The organism is Natronomonas salina (genome assembly GCF_013391105.1).
Lineage (GTDB): Archaea > Halobacteriota > Halobacteria > Halobacteriales > Haloarculaceae > Natronomonas > Natronomonas salina.
The window spans coordinates 2,413,619-2,429,004 of the sequence record NZ_CP058335.1 but is presented as its reverse complement, the minus strand read 5'-3'; the positions used below and the strand labels follow the sequence as shown (position 1 = coordinate 2,429,004).

General features: G+C 70.9%; 12 protein-coding genes. 6 read left to right on the top strand and 6 right to left on the bottom strand.

Annotated features, from left to right (window positions below):
- Positions 1-190 precede the first annotated feature (190 nt).
- Entirely contained in the window at positions 191-1,774 is a 1,584-nt protein-coding gene (serA, locus tag HWV07_RS12635) for a phosphoglycerate dehydrogenase (RefSeq protein WP_178334647.1), read from the top strand.
- Positions 1,775-1,836: 62 nt separating this feature from the next.
- Here the strand turns inward: serA and HWV07_RS12630 are convergent, their stop codons facing one another.
- Positions 1,837-2,112, bottom strand: coding sequence for a hypothetical protein (locus HWV07_RS12630; protein ID WP_178334646.1), 276 nt, complete (start codon positions 2,110-2,112; stop codon positions 1,837-1,839).
- 185 nt (positions 2,113-2,297) lie between these two features.
- On the opposite strand from HWV07_RS12630, the gene HWV07_RS12625 reads away from it, so the two are divergent.
- Entirely contained in the window at positions 2,298-4,829 is a 2,532-nt protein-coding gene (locus HWV07_RS12625; RefSeq protein WP_178334645.1) for a prolyl oligopeptidase family serine peptidase, read from the top strand.
- Positions 4,830-4,977: 148 nt separating this feature from the next.
- Positions 4,978-7,344, top strand: coding sequence for a prolyl oligopeptidase family serine peptidase (locus HWV07_RS12620; RefSeq protein ID WP_178334644.1), 2,367 nt, complete (start codon positions 4,978-4,980; stop codon positions 7,342-7,344).
- Positions 7,345-7,369: 25 nt separating this feature from the next.
- On the opposite strand, the gene thrC is transcribed toward HWV07_RS12620, so the two are convergent.
- On the bottom strand, positions 7,370-8,647 hold the full coding sequence (gene thrC / locus HWV07_RS12615) for a threonine synthase (RefSeq protein ID WP_178334643.1): 1,278 nt from the start codon (positions 8,645-8,647) through the stop codon (positions 7,370-7,372).
- Between the two features lie 90 nt (positions 8,648-8,737).
- Entirely contained in the window at positions 8,738-8,983 is a 246-nt protein-coding gene (locus tag HWV07_RS12610; protein WP_178334642.1) for a DUF8001 family protein, read from the bottom strand.
- Between the two features lie 129 nt (positions 8,984-9,112).
- Between HWV07_RS12610 and HWV07_RS12605 the strand changes: the two genes are divergently transcribed.
- Positions 9,113-9,286 (top strand): DUF7331 family protein, encoded by a 174-nt coding sequence (locus tag HWV07_RS12605; protein ID WP_178334641.1) that lies wholly within the window; start codon positions 9,113-9,115, stop codon positions 9,284-9,286.
- Here HWV07_RS12605 and HWV07_RS12600 read toward each other — a convergent pair whose 3' ends face one another.
- The 3 genes from HWV07_RS12600 to HWV07_RS12590 form a co-directional block, all read right to left on the bottom strand.
- Positions 9,287-9,667, bottom strand: a complete 381-nt coding sequence (locus HWV07_RS12600; protein ID WP_178334640.1) for a helix-turn-helix domain-containing protein — start codon at positions 9,665-9,667, stop codon at positions 9,287-9,289.
- A 110-nt stretch (positions 9,668-9,777) separates the two neighbouring features.
- Positions 9,778-11,280: a carboxypeptidase M32 gene (locus tag HWV07_RS12595; protein WP_178334639.1), complete on the bottom strand. Its 1,503-nt coding sequence runs from the start codon at positions 11,278-11,280 to the stop codon at positions 9,778-9,780.
- 54 nt (positions 11,281-11,334) lie between these two features.
- Positions 11,335-12,420, bottom strand: a complete 1,086-nt coding sequence (locus HWV07_RS12590; RefSeq protein ID WP_178334638.1) for a M20 family metallopeptidase — start codon at positions 12,418-12,420, stop codon at positions 11,335-11,337.
- Positions 12,421-12,557: 137 nt separating this feature from the next.
- Here HWV07_RS12590 and HWV07_RS12585 point away from each other — a divergent pair, with 137 nt between their 5' ends.
- Together HWV07_RS12585 and HWV07_RS12580 are read left to right on the top strand one after the other, a co-directional pair.
- Entirely contained in the window at positions 12,558-14,429 is a 1,872-nt protein-coding gene (locus HWV07_RS12585; RefSeq protein ID WP_178334637.1) for a PINc/VapC family ATPase, read from the top strand.
- A gap of 65 nt (positions 14,430-14,494) precedes the next feature.
- Complete coding sequence (locus tag HWV07_RS12580) at positions 14,495-15,370, top strand: MBL fold metallo-hydrolase (RefSeq protein ID WP_178334636.1); 876 nt, start codon at positions 14,495-14,497, stop codon at positions 15,368-15,370.
- Positions 15,371-15,386: the final 16 nt, after the last annotated feature.

Genomic DNA, 15,386 nt, shown 5'->3' with positions numbered 1-15,386 from the left:
GGCCTGCAGTCGGTCGGTTGGCCGCGAACGGTCCGGTATCGTGGCACGGTGCCGAGATGGCACCCACGTGCCCATCCGTAGATTCCGCGCCGTGGGAATGGGCACGATCGTGTCCACATCTCCCGTTACGTCTCCGGCAGAACGGGGCGATGAGGAAAGCGTTATCCCTGACGCCGGGGACGATACGGCCATGAAGGTACTCGTCACGGACCCCATCGCCGACGCCGGCATGGACGTGTTGCGCGACGCCGGCCACGAGGTCGTCACGGACTACGACGCCGAGGGCGACGAGCTGCTGGCGGCCGTCGCCGACGCCAACGCGCTCATCGTCCGCTCCGGCACCGACGTCAGCCGCGAGGTGTTCGAGGCCGCCGAGGAGCTCGTCATCGTCGGTCGCGCCGGCATCGGCGTCGACAACATCGACATCGACGCCGCCACCGACCACGGCGTCATCGTCGCCAACGCCCCCGAGGGGAACGTCCGCGCCGCCGCCGAGCACACCGTCGCGATGACGTTCGCGACCGCCCGCTCCATCCCGCAGGCCCACGCCCGGCTGAAGACCGGCGAGTGGGCGAAGGGCGCCTTCCTCGGCACCGAACTCAACGGCAAGACCCTCGGCATCGTCGGCCTCGGCCGCGTCGGCCAGGAGGTCGCCAAGAAGCTCGACTCGCTGGGTATGGACCTGGTCGCCTTCGACCCCTACATCTCCGAGGAGCGCGCCGAGCAGCTCGGCGCCGAACTCGCCGAACTCGACGCCGTCCTCGAGCGCGCCGACGTCCTCACCATCCACACGCCGCTGACCTCCGAGACCGAGAACATGATCGGCGAGGAGGAGCTCGCCCAGATGGAGGGCGGCTACCTCGTCAACTGCGCCCGCGGCGGCATCGTCGACGAGGTCGCCCTCGCCGAGGCCGTCGAGGACGGCGTCCTCGCCGGGGCGGCGCTGGACGTCTTCGCCGAGGAACCCCTCGCCGAGGACAGCCCGCTGCTCGACGCCGAGGACGTCATCGTCACGCCGCACCTCGGCGCCTCGACGGAAGCCGCCCAGGAGAACGTCGCCGTCTCGACCGCCGAGCAGGTCGCCGCCGCCTTCGCCGACGAGCCCGTCGCCAACGCCCTGAACGCCCCCTCCATCGACCAGTCGGCGTTCCCGCGCGTCGAGCCGTACATCCACCTGGCGGACACCGCCGGCAAGATCGCCGTCCAGCTGCTCGACAGCCGCGTCGAGAGCGTCGAGGTGCGCTACGAGGGCGACATCGCCGGCGAGGACGTCGAGCTCGTCACCGCCTCCGCGCTGAAGGGCGTCTTCGCGCCGCTGGAGCTGCAGGTCAACGCCGTCAACGCCCCGGCGATGGCCGAGGAGCGCGGCATCGAGGTCAGCGAGACCAAGCGCCAGCAGGCCGAGGACTTCCAGAGCCTCGTCACCGTCACCGTCAGCGACGGCGAGGAGGAGATCTCCGTCGACGGGACGCTGTTCGCCGGCGACGACGCCCGCATCGTCCGGGTCGACGGCTACCGCGTCGACGCCATCCCCGGCGGCAAGATGATGGTCACGCGCAACACCGACGAGCCGGGCGTCATCGGCCACATCGGGACGGTCATGGGGAAGTACGGCGTCAACATCGCGGCCATGTTCAACGCCCGCGAGATCATCGGCGGCGAGGCGCTCACCGTCTACAACGTCGACGAGGAGGTCCCCGACGAGGCACGCGAGGAGTTAGAGACCGACGACCGCATCATCGAGACGCGCTACATCAGCCTCAACGGCGTGTAGAGCGGGTAGAAAACGGAGACCGGCGGGGAGTAGACTAACTTTCTCGAGTCGTTTCGACGGACTCAGCGACCGCGGAGCCAGCCGGCCAGCCGCGCCCACAGCCTGCCAGATCCCCCCTCGGCGTCCCGCTGGACGCCCTCGAGCTGGGTCTCGTACTGGTCGATGACGCCGTCGAGTTGCTGCTCGCGCGCTTCGAGTTCCCGCTCCAGGAACTCGGCCCACTCCTCTGCGGCCTCGCGGCGGCGGCGCTCCCGGGCCAGTTCGGCCTCGAGTTCGGCGGCCCGATCGCCGTCCGCCCGGACCTCGCTCCCCACCGGTTCGGATGAAGCCGATGCCATGGCTCTAGTACGCCACGAAGTCCCAAATAACCGCGTCAGACGGCCGTCACACCGCGTTACTCGGAATCGCCATCCAAGGGCCACGTAACACGGGAACACGGGGAGCGACACCGCCCCGCATGCGGATAAAAAGTCGGGGTGATACTAGGGGGAATCCCTATCGCGGACGAACGTAACGGGCCACTATGTCCGAAGAGTCGAGCGGCGGGACGGACCCCCCGGCGCGGGAGACGCCGCAGGCCGGCCCCGACGCGCTGTACGGAGCGAACCCGACGCCGCCACAACTGGAGAACGGACCGGGATGGGAGGCAGACCCGCTTCTGTTCGCGGGCTGTGACGCCTACGTCGACGGCGAGTACCTCTACCAGGACTACGTCTACGACGACCACGGCGCCGACACCCGCTCGGTGCTCGAACAGCCGCCGGACGGCGACCACCTGGGCGGCTTCTACTCCCGGCCGACCGGCGACTACCGCTACCCGAGCGACCCCGACACCTACGCCTACAACGGCGCGGACCTCCTGGAGTTCCGCGCCCGCTCCACCGACGACGGCGTCGCCTACCGCATCACCCTCAACACGATGCTCGAACCCGACGCCGCAGCCGTCGCCGTCGGTATCGACACGCAGTGCGGGACCGCCGACGAGACCGACGACGACCGACAGAGGGACACCGACCGTCAGAGCGACACCGGCCGCCAGACCGACGACCGCCGAACGGACTGGGGCTACGGCCTCGGCGACCTGGGCGCGCCCGTCGACCACCGACTGGTGACGTGGGGCACAGGTGCCGAACTCGACGGCGAACCCCTCGACTCAGACCGCGTCTCCGTCGACGTCGAACGTAACCAGATCGAACTCGAAGCCCCCCTCGACCCCGGCGAAGAGACCTGGCGGCACTACTGCGTCGTCGGCCTCTGGGACGACGACAACGACGCGTTCCAGCAAGTGGCGCCCGACGCCGACGACGAGCGCCCCGGCGGCAACGCGCAGCGCGGCGGCGCGCCGCCGATCTTCAACGTCGGGTTCCGGTTCGAGGAGCCGATGGGGCGGAACGTCGACCTCGACACGCTGGTGCCGCGGCTGACGACCGTCCTGGCGAACGCGCCGAGCGACGCCCTCGACGAACTCGACGGGCCGCTGGAGATCGTCGACCGCCTCGACGACCTGCCGAACCTCATCGGCGACCTCGACGACTCCCTGGACCTGCTGAACCCGCTGGAGAGTCCCCTCACCCCGCTCGGTTCGTCCAGCCTCTCGGACCTGCTCGACGAACTCGACCGGTTCTGGCTGTTCAACGGCACCGAGGGCATCCCGCGCGTGCTCGGCGTCGGCAACTGGCGCGAGCACCGGCAGGCCACGAAGCTCGCCGAGCGGGACCTCTCGGAGTTCCACGCCGACGTCGACTTCGGGGCGCTCCGCGAGGGGACCACCGAGCGCAACGTCCCCGACTCCGGCGTCGTCTCCTGTCTCTACCCGTCCCGGGAGGAGTTCGGCGACGGCGTCGACCCCTTCGCGAACGTGCTGCGGGGGCGCATCCAGCCGTACAACGTCTACGTCCCGGAGAGCGTGGACCTCGAGGAGCCGGCGCCGATGGTCGCGATGCTGCACTCGCTGGGCAACTGCTACAACCAGTACCCGGTGTGGATGTCCAACTACGTCGAGGACGTCGGCGAGACCTGCGAGGCGCTGGTGTTCATGCCCCAGACCCGCGGCCCCGGCCTGTGGTACAGCCGGGAGGCCGAACTCGACGTCTTCGAGGCCTGGCGCGACCTCGAGACGCGCTTCGACGTCGACCGCTCGCGGGTGTCCATCACCGGCTACTCGATGGGCGGCTACGGCGCCATCATAACGGCGGCGAAGCACCCGGACTGCTTCGGTCGCTGCTTCCCGGTCGTCGGACCGCCGGCCGAGGACCCGCTGGAGGCGCCGACGAACAACATGCTCGCGACGCCGTCGCTGCTGTTCGACGGCCTGTTCGGCGGCGAGGGCGGCGGCCGGCTGTTCACCGTCTTCGACGAGGAGCCGGAGAACGCGCTGCGCCTCACCGAGAACCTCCGGCACGTCCCCATGCTGCTGTGGCACGGCGGCACGGACCCGCTGGTGCCCCTCCTCGGGCCGACGAACTACGCCGGCCGCCTCCGGTCCCACGGCTACCGCCACCAGATCGACGTCTTCCCGTCGGACCACTTCCTGCTGGCGCTGCAGGACCGCTGGGACCGCGGCCCCGAGTACCTCGCCGAGGCGGCGGTCCCGCAGCGGCCGGCCCGGGTGACCTACAAGCGGGTCCCGGAGTTCGACCACGACGACCTCGGGCTGGTCCACGACGGCGCCCACTGGGTCACGGACGTCGAGCCCCGCGCCGGCGAGGACAGCGCGCTCGTCGACGCCACCTCGTTCGCCGACGGCTACGGCGAACCCGACGCCGAGCGCTACACCACCACCGGGAGCAAGCCCCTGGCGTACACCGCCACGGGCGTCCGGTGGAACGAACCGGAGACCGAGCGCGGCCCGGAGAACGCGCTGGCGCTCGACCTCGAGGGCGTCGGCTCGGCGACGGTCTGGATCGAAGAAGCCGGCCTCGACGTCGACGAGGAACTCACCATCGAAGCCGACAGTGACGGCCCCGCGACGGTCACGCTCCGGGGCCCGTTCGGCACCCACGACGTCAGCCTCCGGGAGGGCGAATCCGAGACCACCGTCGGCCCGCTCGCGTAGCGGCCGACCGCCGGAGCGGGCTCAGCGGCGAGAGCCGCCCTCCCGCCGTTCAACCGCAGTAAACGAACCCACCATTCATCGTCGACACTTAAACGTCCAGTCGTGCGTCGGGTTAACACCTTTCCGCCTCGCAGGCGACCCTAGACGTATGCCGCACGGCAACCGTGAACCGGAGGCGGGTTCAGACGCCGCCGATCCGCCTTCGCCCCCTCGACCCGGCCCCGACGCCCTCTACGGGGCGAACCCGACGCCGCCCCAGCTGGAGAACGGGCCGGGCTGGGACGCAGCGCCCCTCCTCGTCTCCGGCTGCGACGCCTACGTCGACGGCGAGTACCTCTACCAGGACTACGTCTACGACGACCGCGGCGCCGACACCCGCTCGTGGGTAGCGGGATCGCCCGCCGACGCCTCCGCGCTCGGCGGCATCCTCTCGCAGCCGACCGGCGACTACCACTACCCGAACGACCCGACCCGGTTCGGCTACAACGGCGCGGACCTCCTGGAGTTCCGCGCCCGCCCCACCGACGACGGCATCGCCTACCGCATCACCCTCAACACGATGCTCGAACCCGACGCCGCCGCCGTCGCCGTCGGTATCGACACCGACCCGGACGGCACCGGGAGCGACGGCGGCCGTCGCACCGACTGGGGCTACGGCCTCGGCGACCTCGGCGCGCCCGTCGACCACCGCCTCGCCACCTGGGGCACCGGCGCCGAACTCGACGGTGAGCCGCTGGCCGACGACCGCGTCTCTGTGGACGTCGAACGCAACCAGATCGAGGTCGAGGTGCCCCTCCAACCGGGCGAGGAGACGTGGCGACACTACTGCGTCGTCGGCCTCTGGGACGACGAGAACGACGAGTTCCAGCAGATCGCCGTCAGCCCCGACGCGGAGACGCCGGGCGGCGGAAAGTCGGGCCACGACACGCCGCCGGTCTTCAACGTCGGCTTCCGGTTCGACGAGCCCTACGCCAGCAACGTCGGGCCGGTCGACGTCGGCCGCGGCCTCTTCGACCTCCTCGACGTGACCGGCATCGGCAACGGCATCCTCGAGACGCTGCTCGACCGGTCGCCGCGGGTCTTCGGCCGGGGGAACTGGCGGGAGCACCGCCAGGCGACCGCGCTGGCCGACCGCGACATCTCCGAGTTCCACGCCGACGTCGACTTCGGGGCGCTCCGCGAGGGGACCACCGAGCGCAACGTCCCAGACTCCGGCGTCATGTCGCTGCTGTACCCCTCGCGGTACTACCTCGGCGAGGGCGTCGACGTCGACAACGACGTCCTCCAGGGTCGGATCCAGCCGTACAACGTCTACGTCCCCGAGGACCTCGAGGAGCCGGCGCCGCTCGTCCTGCTGCTGCACTCGCTGAGTTGCGGGTACACCCAGTACGCCGTCTACACGCCGAACCTCCTCCGGTCGCTCGCCGAGGAGGCCGGCGCGATCGTGCTGATGCCGCAGGCCCGCGGCCCGGGTCGGTGGTACAGCCGGGAGGCCGAACTCGACGTCTTCGAGGCCTGGCGCGACCTCGAGACGCGCTACGAGATCGACCGCAGTCGCGTCGCCATGGGCGGGTACTCGATGGGCGGGTTCGGCACCTGCATGCTCGCCGCGCAGTGTCCGGACCTCGTCGGCCGCGGCTTCTCCATCGTCGGCCCCGCCGCCGAGGACCCCGTCGAGGGCGTCACCGGCGGGCTGCTCGGCGCGCCGGAGCGGCTCACCACCGGGCTGTTCGGCGGCCAGGGCGGCGGCGACCTGCTGAACCTCTTCACCGACAGCCCCGAGAGCGCCCTGAAGGTGACGGACAACCTCCGGCACGTGCCGATGCTCGTCTGGAACAGCGTCGGGGACCCCCTGGTGCCGTTCCTCGCGCCGGAGAACTACGCCCGCCGGCTCAAGCGCCACGGCTACCGCTACCAGTTCGACCTGTTCCCCGCCGCCACCCACCTCTCGCTTGGGTACCGCGACCGGTGGGACGGTATCCCCGAGTTCGTCTCGGCGGGCACGGTCGTCCGGAACCCCCGCCGGGTCACCTACCGCCAGGTACCGGAGCTCGACCACCCCGAGGTCGACCTCGTCCACGACGGCGCCTACTGGGTCTCCGACATCCGGACCCGGCTGGGCGAGGACTCCGGGCTCGTCGACGCCACGTCGCTGGCCGACGGCTACGCGGACCCGGAGGCCCGCTCGTTCAAGCGCTACGGCCGGCGGCCCCAGCGGCACCTCAGCCGCGGCGTCGAGTGGGAGACGCCCGACGCCGGGTCGCGCCGCAGCCCGGAGAACGCCCTGGAGGTCACCCTCGAGGGCGTCGCGGAGGCCACCCTCTGGGTCGAGGCGGCCGGCCTCGACGTCGAGTCGGAGTTGACCCTGGACGTCGACAGCGACGGCCCCGCGACGGTCGTCCTCGCCAGCCGGTACGGCGAGTACGAGGTCGAGGTCGCGGCGGGCGAGTCGACGACGAAGGTGTTCCTCGCCGACCGGACCGGCGAGTCCGGCGCGGCCGAGGCCGCCGACTGACCGGCGCTGCTGTCCCGCCTGCCGCTTACCGTTCTGCCGTCGCTGCGATTCCGAGGTGCTCCAGCACCGCCTCGGTCGAGTTGGCGACCGGTTCGGGGTCGTTGCCGGCCGCCGCGGCGGCGTCGGGGTCCTTCAGCAGGTGGCCGGTGGTCAGGCAGACGACGTCCTCGTCGTCGCCGACGACGCCCTCGCTCCGGAGCTTGCGCAGGCCGGCGACGGAGGCCGCCGAGGCCGGCTCGACGCCGACGCCCTCGTGGGCGAGCGCGCGCTGGGCGTCGGTGATCTCGTCGTCGGAGACGGCGACGGCGGTGCCGCCGGTCTCGCGGATGCCGGGCAGCGCCTTCGGCGCGTTGACCGGGTTGCCGATGCGGATGGCCGTCGCGATGGTCTCGACCTCAGCCCAGCGCTCGGTGTCCTCGGCGCCGGACTCGATGGCCTCGACCATCGGCGCGGCGCCCTCCGCCTGCACGCCGGTCAGCTTCGGCACCTCGTCAGGTTCGAGTTCGCCGGCCGCGACGAGCTCGCGGAAGCACTTGTAGAGGGCGGCGGTGTTGCCCGCGTTGCCGACCGGCAGGACGATCCGGTCGGGGAACCGGCCGTAGTCGTCGCGGAACTCCTCGAGGATCTCCAGGCCGATGGTCTTCTGGCCCTCCAGGCGGAAGGGGTTCAGCGAGTTCAGGAGGTACGCCTCGCCGCGGTCCGCGAGGTTCTGGACGACGTCGAGGCAGGCGTCGAAGTTCCCGTCGACCTCGAGGATGCGGGCGCCGTGGAGGCTCGCCTGCGCGACCTTCCCGGCGGCGACCTTCCCGGCCGGCAGCAGGACGAGCGTCTCGAGGTCGGCGCGGGCGCCGTAGGCCGCCAGCGCGGCGGAGGTGTTACCGGTGGAGGCGCAGGCCAGCCGACCGACGCCGAGTTCGGCGGCGACGCGGACGCCGACGGTCATCCCGCGGTCCTTGAACGAGCCGGTGGGGTTCATCCCCTCGTGCTTGACGCGGAGCGTCCGGACGCCGACGTCGTCCTCCAGCCGCGGGACGCGGTGCAGCGGCGTGTCGCCCTCCGGGAGGGTGACCCCCTCCTCGAACGGGAGGGCGGCGCTGTAGCGCCAGACGCCGCGGCCCGCGAACTCGTCGAAGGTCGGGTAGCGGTCGTAGCGGGCCTCCAGCAGCGAGTCGCACTCCTCGCAGGTGTAGACGATGTCGTCGAAGGGCGCGTGCTCGTGGCCGCACTCGATGCAGCGGAGCCAGACGCCGTCCTCGGCGACGGCGGGCGCCTCGGGGGTCTCGGGGAGCGACAGGTCGGTCATTGGAGACCCTCGGTCGCGGAGTCGCAAAAAGGGGGCGTTTCGGGCCCGTGTTGCGGTCGCGGGGCGGTCACGGCGACGGGACCGGCGCCCTCACGCCGCGGCGTCGCGGACGTAGCCGTAGTGCTCCATGCAGGTCCGCATCTCGTCGCGGTCGTCGTGCTTGTGCAGCGTCGTTGGCGAGTCGCAGTAGTACGTCTCCCCGTCGAACCGGAGGGTCAGCTCCTCCTCGCTGCCGAGGACCCGGGTCCGGACGACGAGCCGCTCGCCGTCCTCGAGCTTCGCGAGTAGCTCCTCGGACGTGTACTCGCCGGCCTCCACGACTGTCTGGTCGCTCATACCCCGACCTCGGGCCGGCGGCACTTCACGGCTGGCAAATCTGTCCGACGCGCGTATGACACGTGATAACGTTTAACAATACCCGACGCCAACGGCCTCTCGTAGGGCGAAACCGCTCTCTGACAACACATGCCAGCGCCACTCGAAGACCGCTCCGACGATGCCGACGACAGCCTCCCGGCCCGGAAGCGCCGGTGTGCGGACCTCGACCTCGCGAACGGCGAGGTCGTCATCTACGACGTCGAGAACCACAACGCCTGGCTCCAGTCCGACGGGGCCGTCGGCGTCGACGCGCTGGAGTGACTACCGCTGCGGGAACTCGTCGATCCGCTCGTGGACGAACGCCGTCCACTCGTCGAGCGTCGCGTGCATCATCTCGCGGGCCTCCTCCTCTGGCGTCGCCCGGTACTGGTAGACGTGCCCGCCGCTGTCGAGCAGCCGGCGGCGGCGATTCACCAGGTCCTTCTCCAGCAGCGTCGTCAGCCCCCGGTTGACGTTGCTCCGGTCGCGGTCGACGACCTCGGCGAGTTCGGCGACCGTGCTGTCCGGCGCCTCCAGCAGCTCCATGTAGAGCCGTGCTTCGTGCTCCTGGATGCCGAAGACGCACCGCAGCACCTCCTCACAGCCCGGCTCCGAGTCCAGCATCAGATTCCGGAACCGCGCAGGGTCCGGTTCGGGTTCCATGGCCGTACCCTGGGCCGCCGCGGCGATAAATGCAGTGTCCGTGTCGACTATAACACTCGGCCAGTCGGCCGAGCGTGTCGACGGCCTCGACCGCGAATACCACGAAGGACCTACACGTCGAGGTCGTACAGGTCGCCGAACTTCGACTTGGCGTACTCCAGGAAGTAGTCGGCGGTGTAGGACTCCCCGGTGGCCTCCTCGACGAGTTCGTCGGTGGTGTAGCGCTGGCCGTGGCGGTGGACGTTCTCGGTGAGCCACTCGTGGAGCGGGTCGAACTCGCCGTCGCGGACCTGCTCGTCGAGCGAGAGGTCCTCGCGCGCGGCGGCGTCGAGCTGGGCGGCGAGGACGCTTCCCAGCGAGTAGGTCGGGAAGTAGCCGAAGGAGCCGTGGCTCCAGTGGATGTCCTGCAGGCAGCCGTTGGCGTCGGTGTCGGGACGGACGCCGAGGTACTCCTCCATCTTGTCGTTCCAGACCGCCGGCACCTCCTCGACGTCGAGGTCGCCGGCCAGGAGGTCGCGCTCGATCTCGAACCGGAGGATGATGTGGAGGTGGTAGGTGAGCTCGTCCGCCTCGACGCGGATGAGGTTGTCCTCGTACACCTGGTTGGCGGCCTCGTAGGCCTGCTCCGGGGTGAGGTCGGTGCCGTGCTGCTCGTTGAACCGGGGGACGAACAGGTCCCAGAAGGCGCGGGTGCGGCCGACGTGGTTCTCCCAGAGCCGCGACTGGGACTCGTGGACCGTCAGGCCGCGGTGCTCGCCGAGGGGCGTGCCGTACTCGTCCTGCCGGAGCCCCTGGGTGTAGGTCGCGTGGCCGAACTCGTGGATCGTCGACCCCAGCGAGTCGAGGGGGTCGGACTCGTCGAAGCGGGTCGTCACCCGGGCGTCGAATTGCGTGCCCGAGGAGAAGGGGTGCGGCGCGGTGTCGAGGCGCCCGTGCTCGAAGTCGTAGCCCAGCGTCTCGAGGGCCTCCCGGGAGAGCTCGAGCTGCCGGTCCTCGGGGAAGGTGCCGTCGACCTCGTAGAGGTCGGCGTCGGACTCGCGGATGGCGTCGATGAGCGGGACGAGCCCCTCGCGGAGGCGCTCGAGGACGCGCTCGGCGGTCTCGAGGTCGATGTAGGGCTCGTAGTCCGCGAAGAGGACCGCGTAGGGGTCGGCGTCGGGGTCGATGTGCTCGGCGTACTCCCGCTTGAGGTCGAGCAGGCGCTCGACGGTCGGGGCGAAGGTCTCCCAGTCGTCGTTCTCGCGGGCCTCCTGCCAGACGGGGTGGGCGTCCGAGGTGGCCTCGCTGATCTCCTCGACGAGGTCAGTCGGGACGCGGGTCTTCCGCTCGTACTGCCGGCGGATCTCGCGGACGACGGCCGACTCGTCGTCGGGGAGGTCGGCGCCGGCGAGTTCGTCGAGCCAGTCGCCGACGTCGTCGTCGACGAGCAGGTCGTGCTGCACCGCGGAGATCGCGCCGCGCTGTTTCGACCGGGCGGGCGTGCCGCCCTCGGGCATCATCACTTCCTGGTCCCACGAGAGGACCATGTTCGCGTCGCCGAGGTACGTGGCTCGTCGGTACTGCTCCAGCAGGTCGTCGTAGGCGTCGGGGACCGACGATTGCTCGGTTGCCATGGCAGATATTGCGGGACCGGGGGGACAAGAACCCACGGATAGGGGCCGGTTCGGTCAGTCGAGGTCCGCCTCCGCCACCCGGCGGTAGAGCGCCGCGCAGCGCTCGATCACCTCGAGCGAGACGCTCTCGTCAGCGGTGTGGGCCTCGCCCGGTTCTGCGGCGCCGCAGACGACGCACGTCGTGCCGGCGCGGTCGGCCAGCCACCCGGCGTCGGTGGCGTGGGGTTTGACGACCTGCCGGGGGTCGCCGTCCTGGGACGCCGCGGCGGCGTCGACCACCGCCTCGGCGAAGTCGGGATCGTCGCAGGCCATCGGCGGCAGGTCCTGGTCGACCTCCCAGGTCACGCCCTCGACGGATTCCGCCCGCTCGAGGGCGGCGCGCTCGCCGGGGACGGTCCGCTCGTCGACGGTGAACTCGCAGCGCTCCGGGACGACGTTCCAGGCGCTGCCGCCGTCGATTTCCGTGACGACGACGCTGCCCCCCAGGTGGTGGCCGAGGACCTCGGTCTCCGGCGCGTCGAGGTCCCGGACCACGTCGACGGCGTCCGCGGCGCGGTAGATGGCGTTCTCGCCGGCTTCGGGTTCGCTGGCATGCGAGGACGCCCCCTCGGCGAGGACCGTCGAGCCGCGGCGGCCCTTGTGGGCGACGGCGACGTCCGTGACGCCCTCGGCCGAGTAGCTCGTCGACCCCTCGCCGACGACCGCGTAGTCGGGCGCGAAGCCGTCGTCGATGGCGGCCCGGCAGCCGACGCCGCCGGACTCCTCGCCGGCGAAGGAGACGAAGACCAGTTCGGTCCCGGGGTGGACGTCGGCGTCGCGGAACGCGACCATCGCGGCCGCGACGCTGCCCTTCATGTCGGCCGTCCCGCGGCCGTAGAGGCGACCGTCGCGCTCCGCCACGACGTAGTCGCCGTCCTCGATCTGGTCGTCGTCCGGCGGGACGACGTCGTGGTGGCCGACGAGGGCCAGCGACCGGTCCGCGCCGGCGTTCCGGCGGGCGACGACGTTCCCGGCGCCGTCCCGTTCGACGCTGCCGTCGGTCTCGTCGGCGAGCCAGTCCTCGACGAGGTCGCCGGCGGCCGATTCGTCCTCGTGGCTCGGGACGGCGACGAGCTCCCGGGCGAGGTCGGTGACGCTCATGGCGTGCCTTGGGGGGCCGGCGGCTTGAGCGTCCGGGGCGGTCGGGCGCCGCCGGGCGCCGCCGGGCGCCGCCGGCCTCGATGCCGACTGGAGGCGCCCTTCACGGTATTTATACGCCTCGGCGCCGAAATCCGGGTATGGAGATTCTGCCGGACACGAGCGCGGTCATCGACGGCCGCGTGTCGGAGCGCGTCGACGGCGGCTTCGACGGCACGGTGTACGTTCCGGAGGCGGTCGTCGGCGAACTGGAGGCCCAGGCCAACGACGGCCGCGACAGCGGCTGGGAGGGCCTCGAGGAGCTCCAGCGCCTCGCCGACCTCGCCGACGATGGACGGGTCACCGTCGAGTACGTCGGCCGCCGCCCCGACGCCATCGAGAAGCGCGAGGCCGGCGAGGGCCAGATCGACGCCCTCATCCGCGACCTCGCCGACGAGTACGGCGCGACGCTGCTGACCAGCGACGTCGTCCAGAGCGAGGTCGCGCAGGCGAAGGGCCTCGACGTCGAGTACATCGAGCCGAAGGAGCGCGACGTCGACTCGCTGGCCCTCGAGGAGTTCCTCGACAGCGAGACGATGTCGGTCCACCTCAAGACCGGGGTCCCCCCGATGGCCAAGCGCGGACAGATCGGCGAGATGCGCTACGAGCACATCGGCGAGGACGCGCTCTCGGAGACCGAGATGCGCGAGTACGCCAACGACGTCCTCGAGTCGGCCCGCGGCTCCTCGGAGGGCTTCGTCGAGCTCTCACACCCCGGGATGGACATCGTCCAGTTCCGCGACATGCGGATCGCCATCGCCCAGCCGCCGTTCTCCGACGGCATCGAGGTCACCGCCGTCCGGCCCATCGTCAAGACGACGCTGGACGACTACGAGAACGCCGACGCCCTCCGCGAGCGGTTCACCGAGCACCAGCGCGGCGTCCTCATCTCGGGGGCGCCGGGCGCCGGGAAGTCGACGTTCGCCCAGGCCGTCGCCGAGTTCCTCAACGACTCCGGCTACGCCGTCAAGACGATGGAGAAGCCCCGCGACCTCCAGGTCGGCCCGGAGATCACCCAGTACACCGAACTCGGCGGCTCGATGGAGAACACCGCCGACTCGCTGCTGATGGTCCGGCCCGACTACACCATCTACGACGAGGTCCGGAAGACCTCGGACTTCGAGACGTTCGCGGACATGCGGATGGCCGGCGTCGGCATGATCGGCGTCGTCCACGCCACCCGCGCCATCGACGCCCTCCAGCGGCTGGTCGGTCGCGTCGAACTCGGGATGATCCCGCAGGTCGTCGACACCGTCGTCTACATCGAGGCCGGCGAGGTCCACACCGTCTACGACGTCTCCACGGAGGTGAAGGTCCCCCACGGGCTCGTCGAGGAGGACCTCGCCCGCCCGGTCATCGTCATCGAGGACTTCGAGACCGGCACGCCGGCCTACGAGATCTACACGTTCAACCGCCAGGTCGTCACGGTGCCGCTCGACGGCGCCGAGGACGGCGGCGGCGACTCCGGCATCGAGCGCGTCGCCAAGCAGGAGATCGAACGCGAGATCCGGCAGGTGGCCCGCGGCCACGTCGAGGTCGACCTGAAGGGCGGCAACACCGCCGTCGTCTGGGTCGAGGACGACGACATCTCCTACGTCATCGGCAAGAACGGTGGCCGCATCAACCAGATCGAGGACCGCCTCGGCATCGAGATCGACGTCCGGACGTTCTCCGACCGGCCCGGCGGGAAGTCGGGGAGCGGCGGTGGCGGCCAGCACGCCGGCGGAGGCGCTGCGGGTGGCGGCGGACAGCCCGGTGAAGTCGTCACGCCCGAGGTGACGAACCGCCACGTCGTCATCCCGCTCGGCGACCACCACGGCGACACCGTCGAGATCCGCGCCGACGGCGACTACCTCTTCACCGCGACGGTCTCCCGCGGCGGCGAGATCCAGGTCTCCCGCGGCTCCGCCATCGCCGAGGAGCTCGAGCAGGCCATCGACCGCGGGAAGACGATCACCGTCGTCCCGCAGTAGGTGTAGCCGGCGGTCGCGGTCGGCCCCGGGCGCGGCTTTTTGAACGCGCGGTGCGACGCTCCCCCATGCTCACGTTCACGGTGCTCGGCAGCGGGGGCAACTCCCCCATCCCGACGCCGACCTGCGGGTGCCGGGTCTGCGAGCGCGCCCGCGATGTGGGAGTCCCCCACGCCCGCCACGGCAACTCGCTGTACGTCGAGGAGCTGTCGGCGATGGTGGACGCCCCCGAGTTCGTCTTCGAGAACCTCGAGCGGGAGGCCATCGAGGACCTCGAGTACATCTTCCTCACCCACTGGCACCCGGACCACTCCGCCGGGCTGCGGGTGGTCCAGTCCCGGTCGATGGCGCGGATGTTCGACGACCCCGACCACGGCCTCGTCGAGACGGCCCGCAGCGACCGGCCGACGCTCGTGACGACCCGCCGCGTCTACGAGCGCACCTGCGAGGTCTACGCCGGGCTCCGGCACTTCGTCGAGGACGTCGGCTTCGCGGCCACCCACTTCCTCGACGAGGAGCCCCTCGAGGTCGGCGACACCCGCGTCGAGGCCATCCCCTACTCGCTGTCCGGCGACGGCGACGCGGACGCGACGGCGTTCGTCCTGCGGCAGGGCGAGACCACGGTCCTGCTGGCCGTCGACGACGCCCGCTACCTCGACGAGGACCGCCTCCCGGCCGACGTCGACCTCGCGGTCTTCGAGTGCGGCTACTTCCCGGAGACGCCCGACGGGACGTCCATCCTCACCGCGGTCGACGAGACCATCATGGGCGACGAGCTCACCCACGCAGAGGTGATGGCGCGGATCGACCGCGTCGACCCCGACCGGACGCTCCTGACCGAGATCGAGCACCTCTACGCGCGCACCCACGACGACTACCGCGACCTGGAGGCCGAGTACGACGACGTCCGGTTCGCCTACGACGGGCTCACCATCACCGTGTAGCCGCAGTCGCCCGATT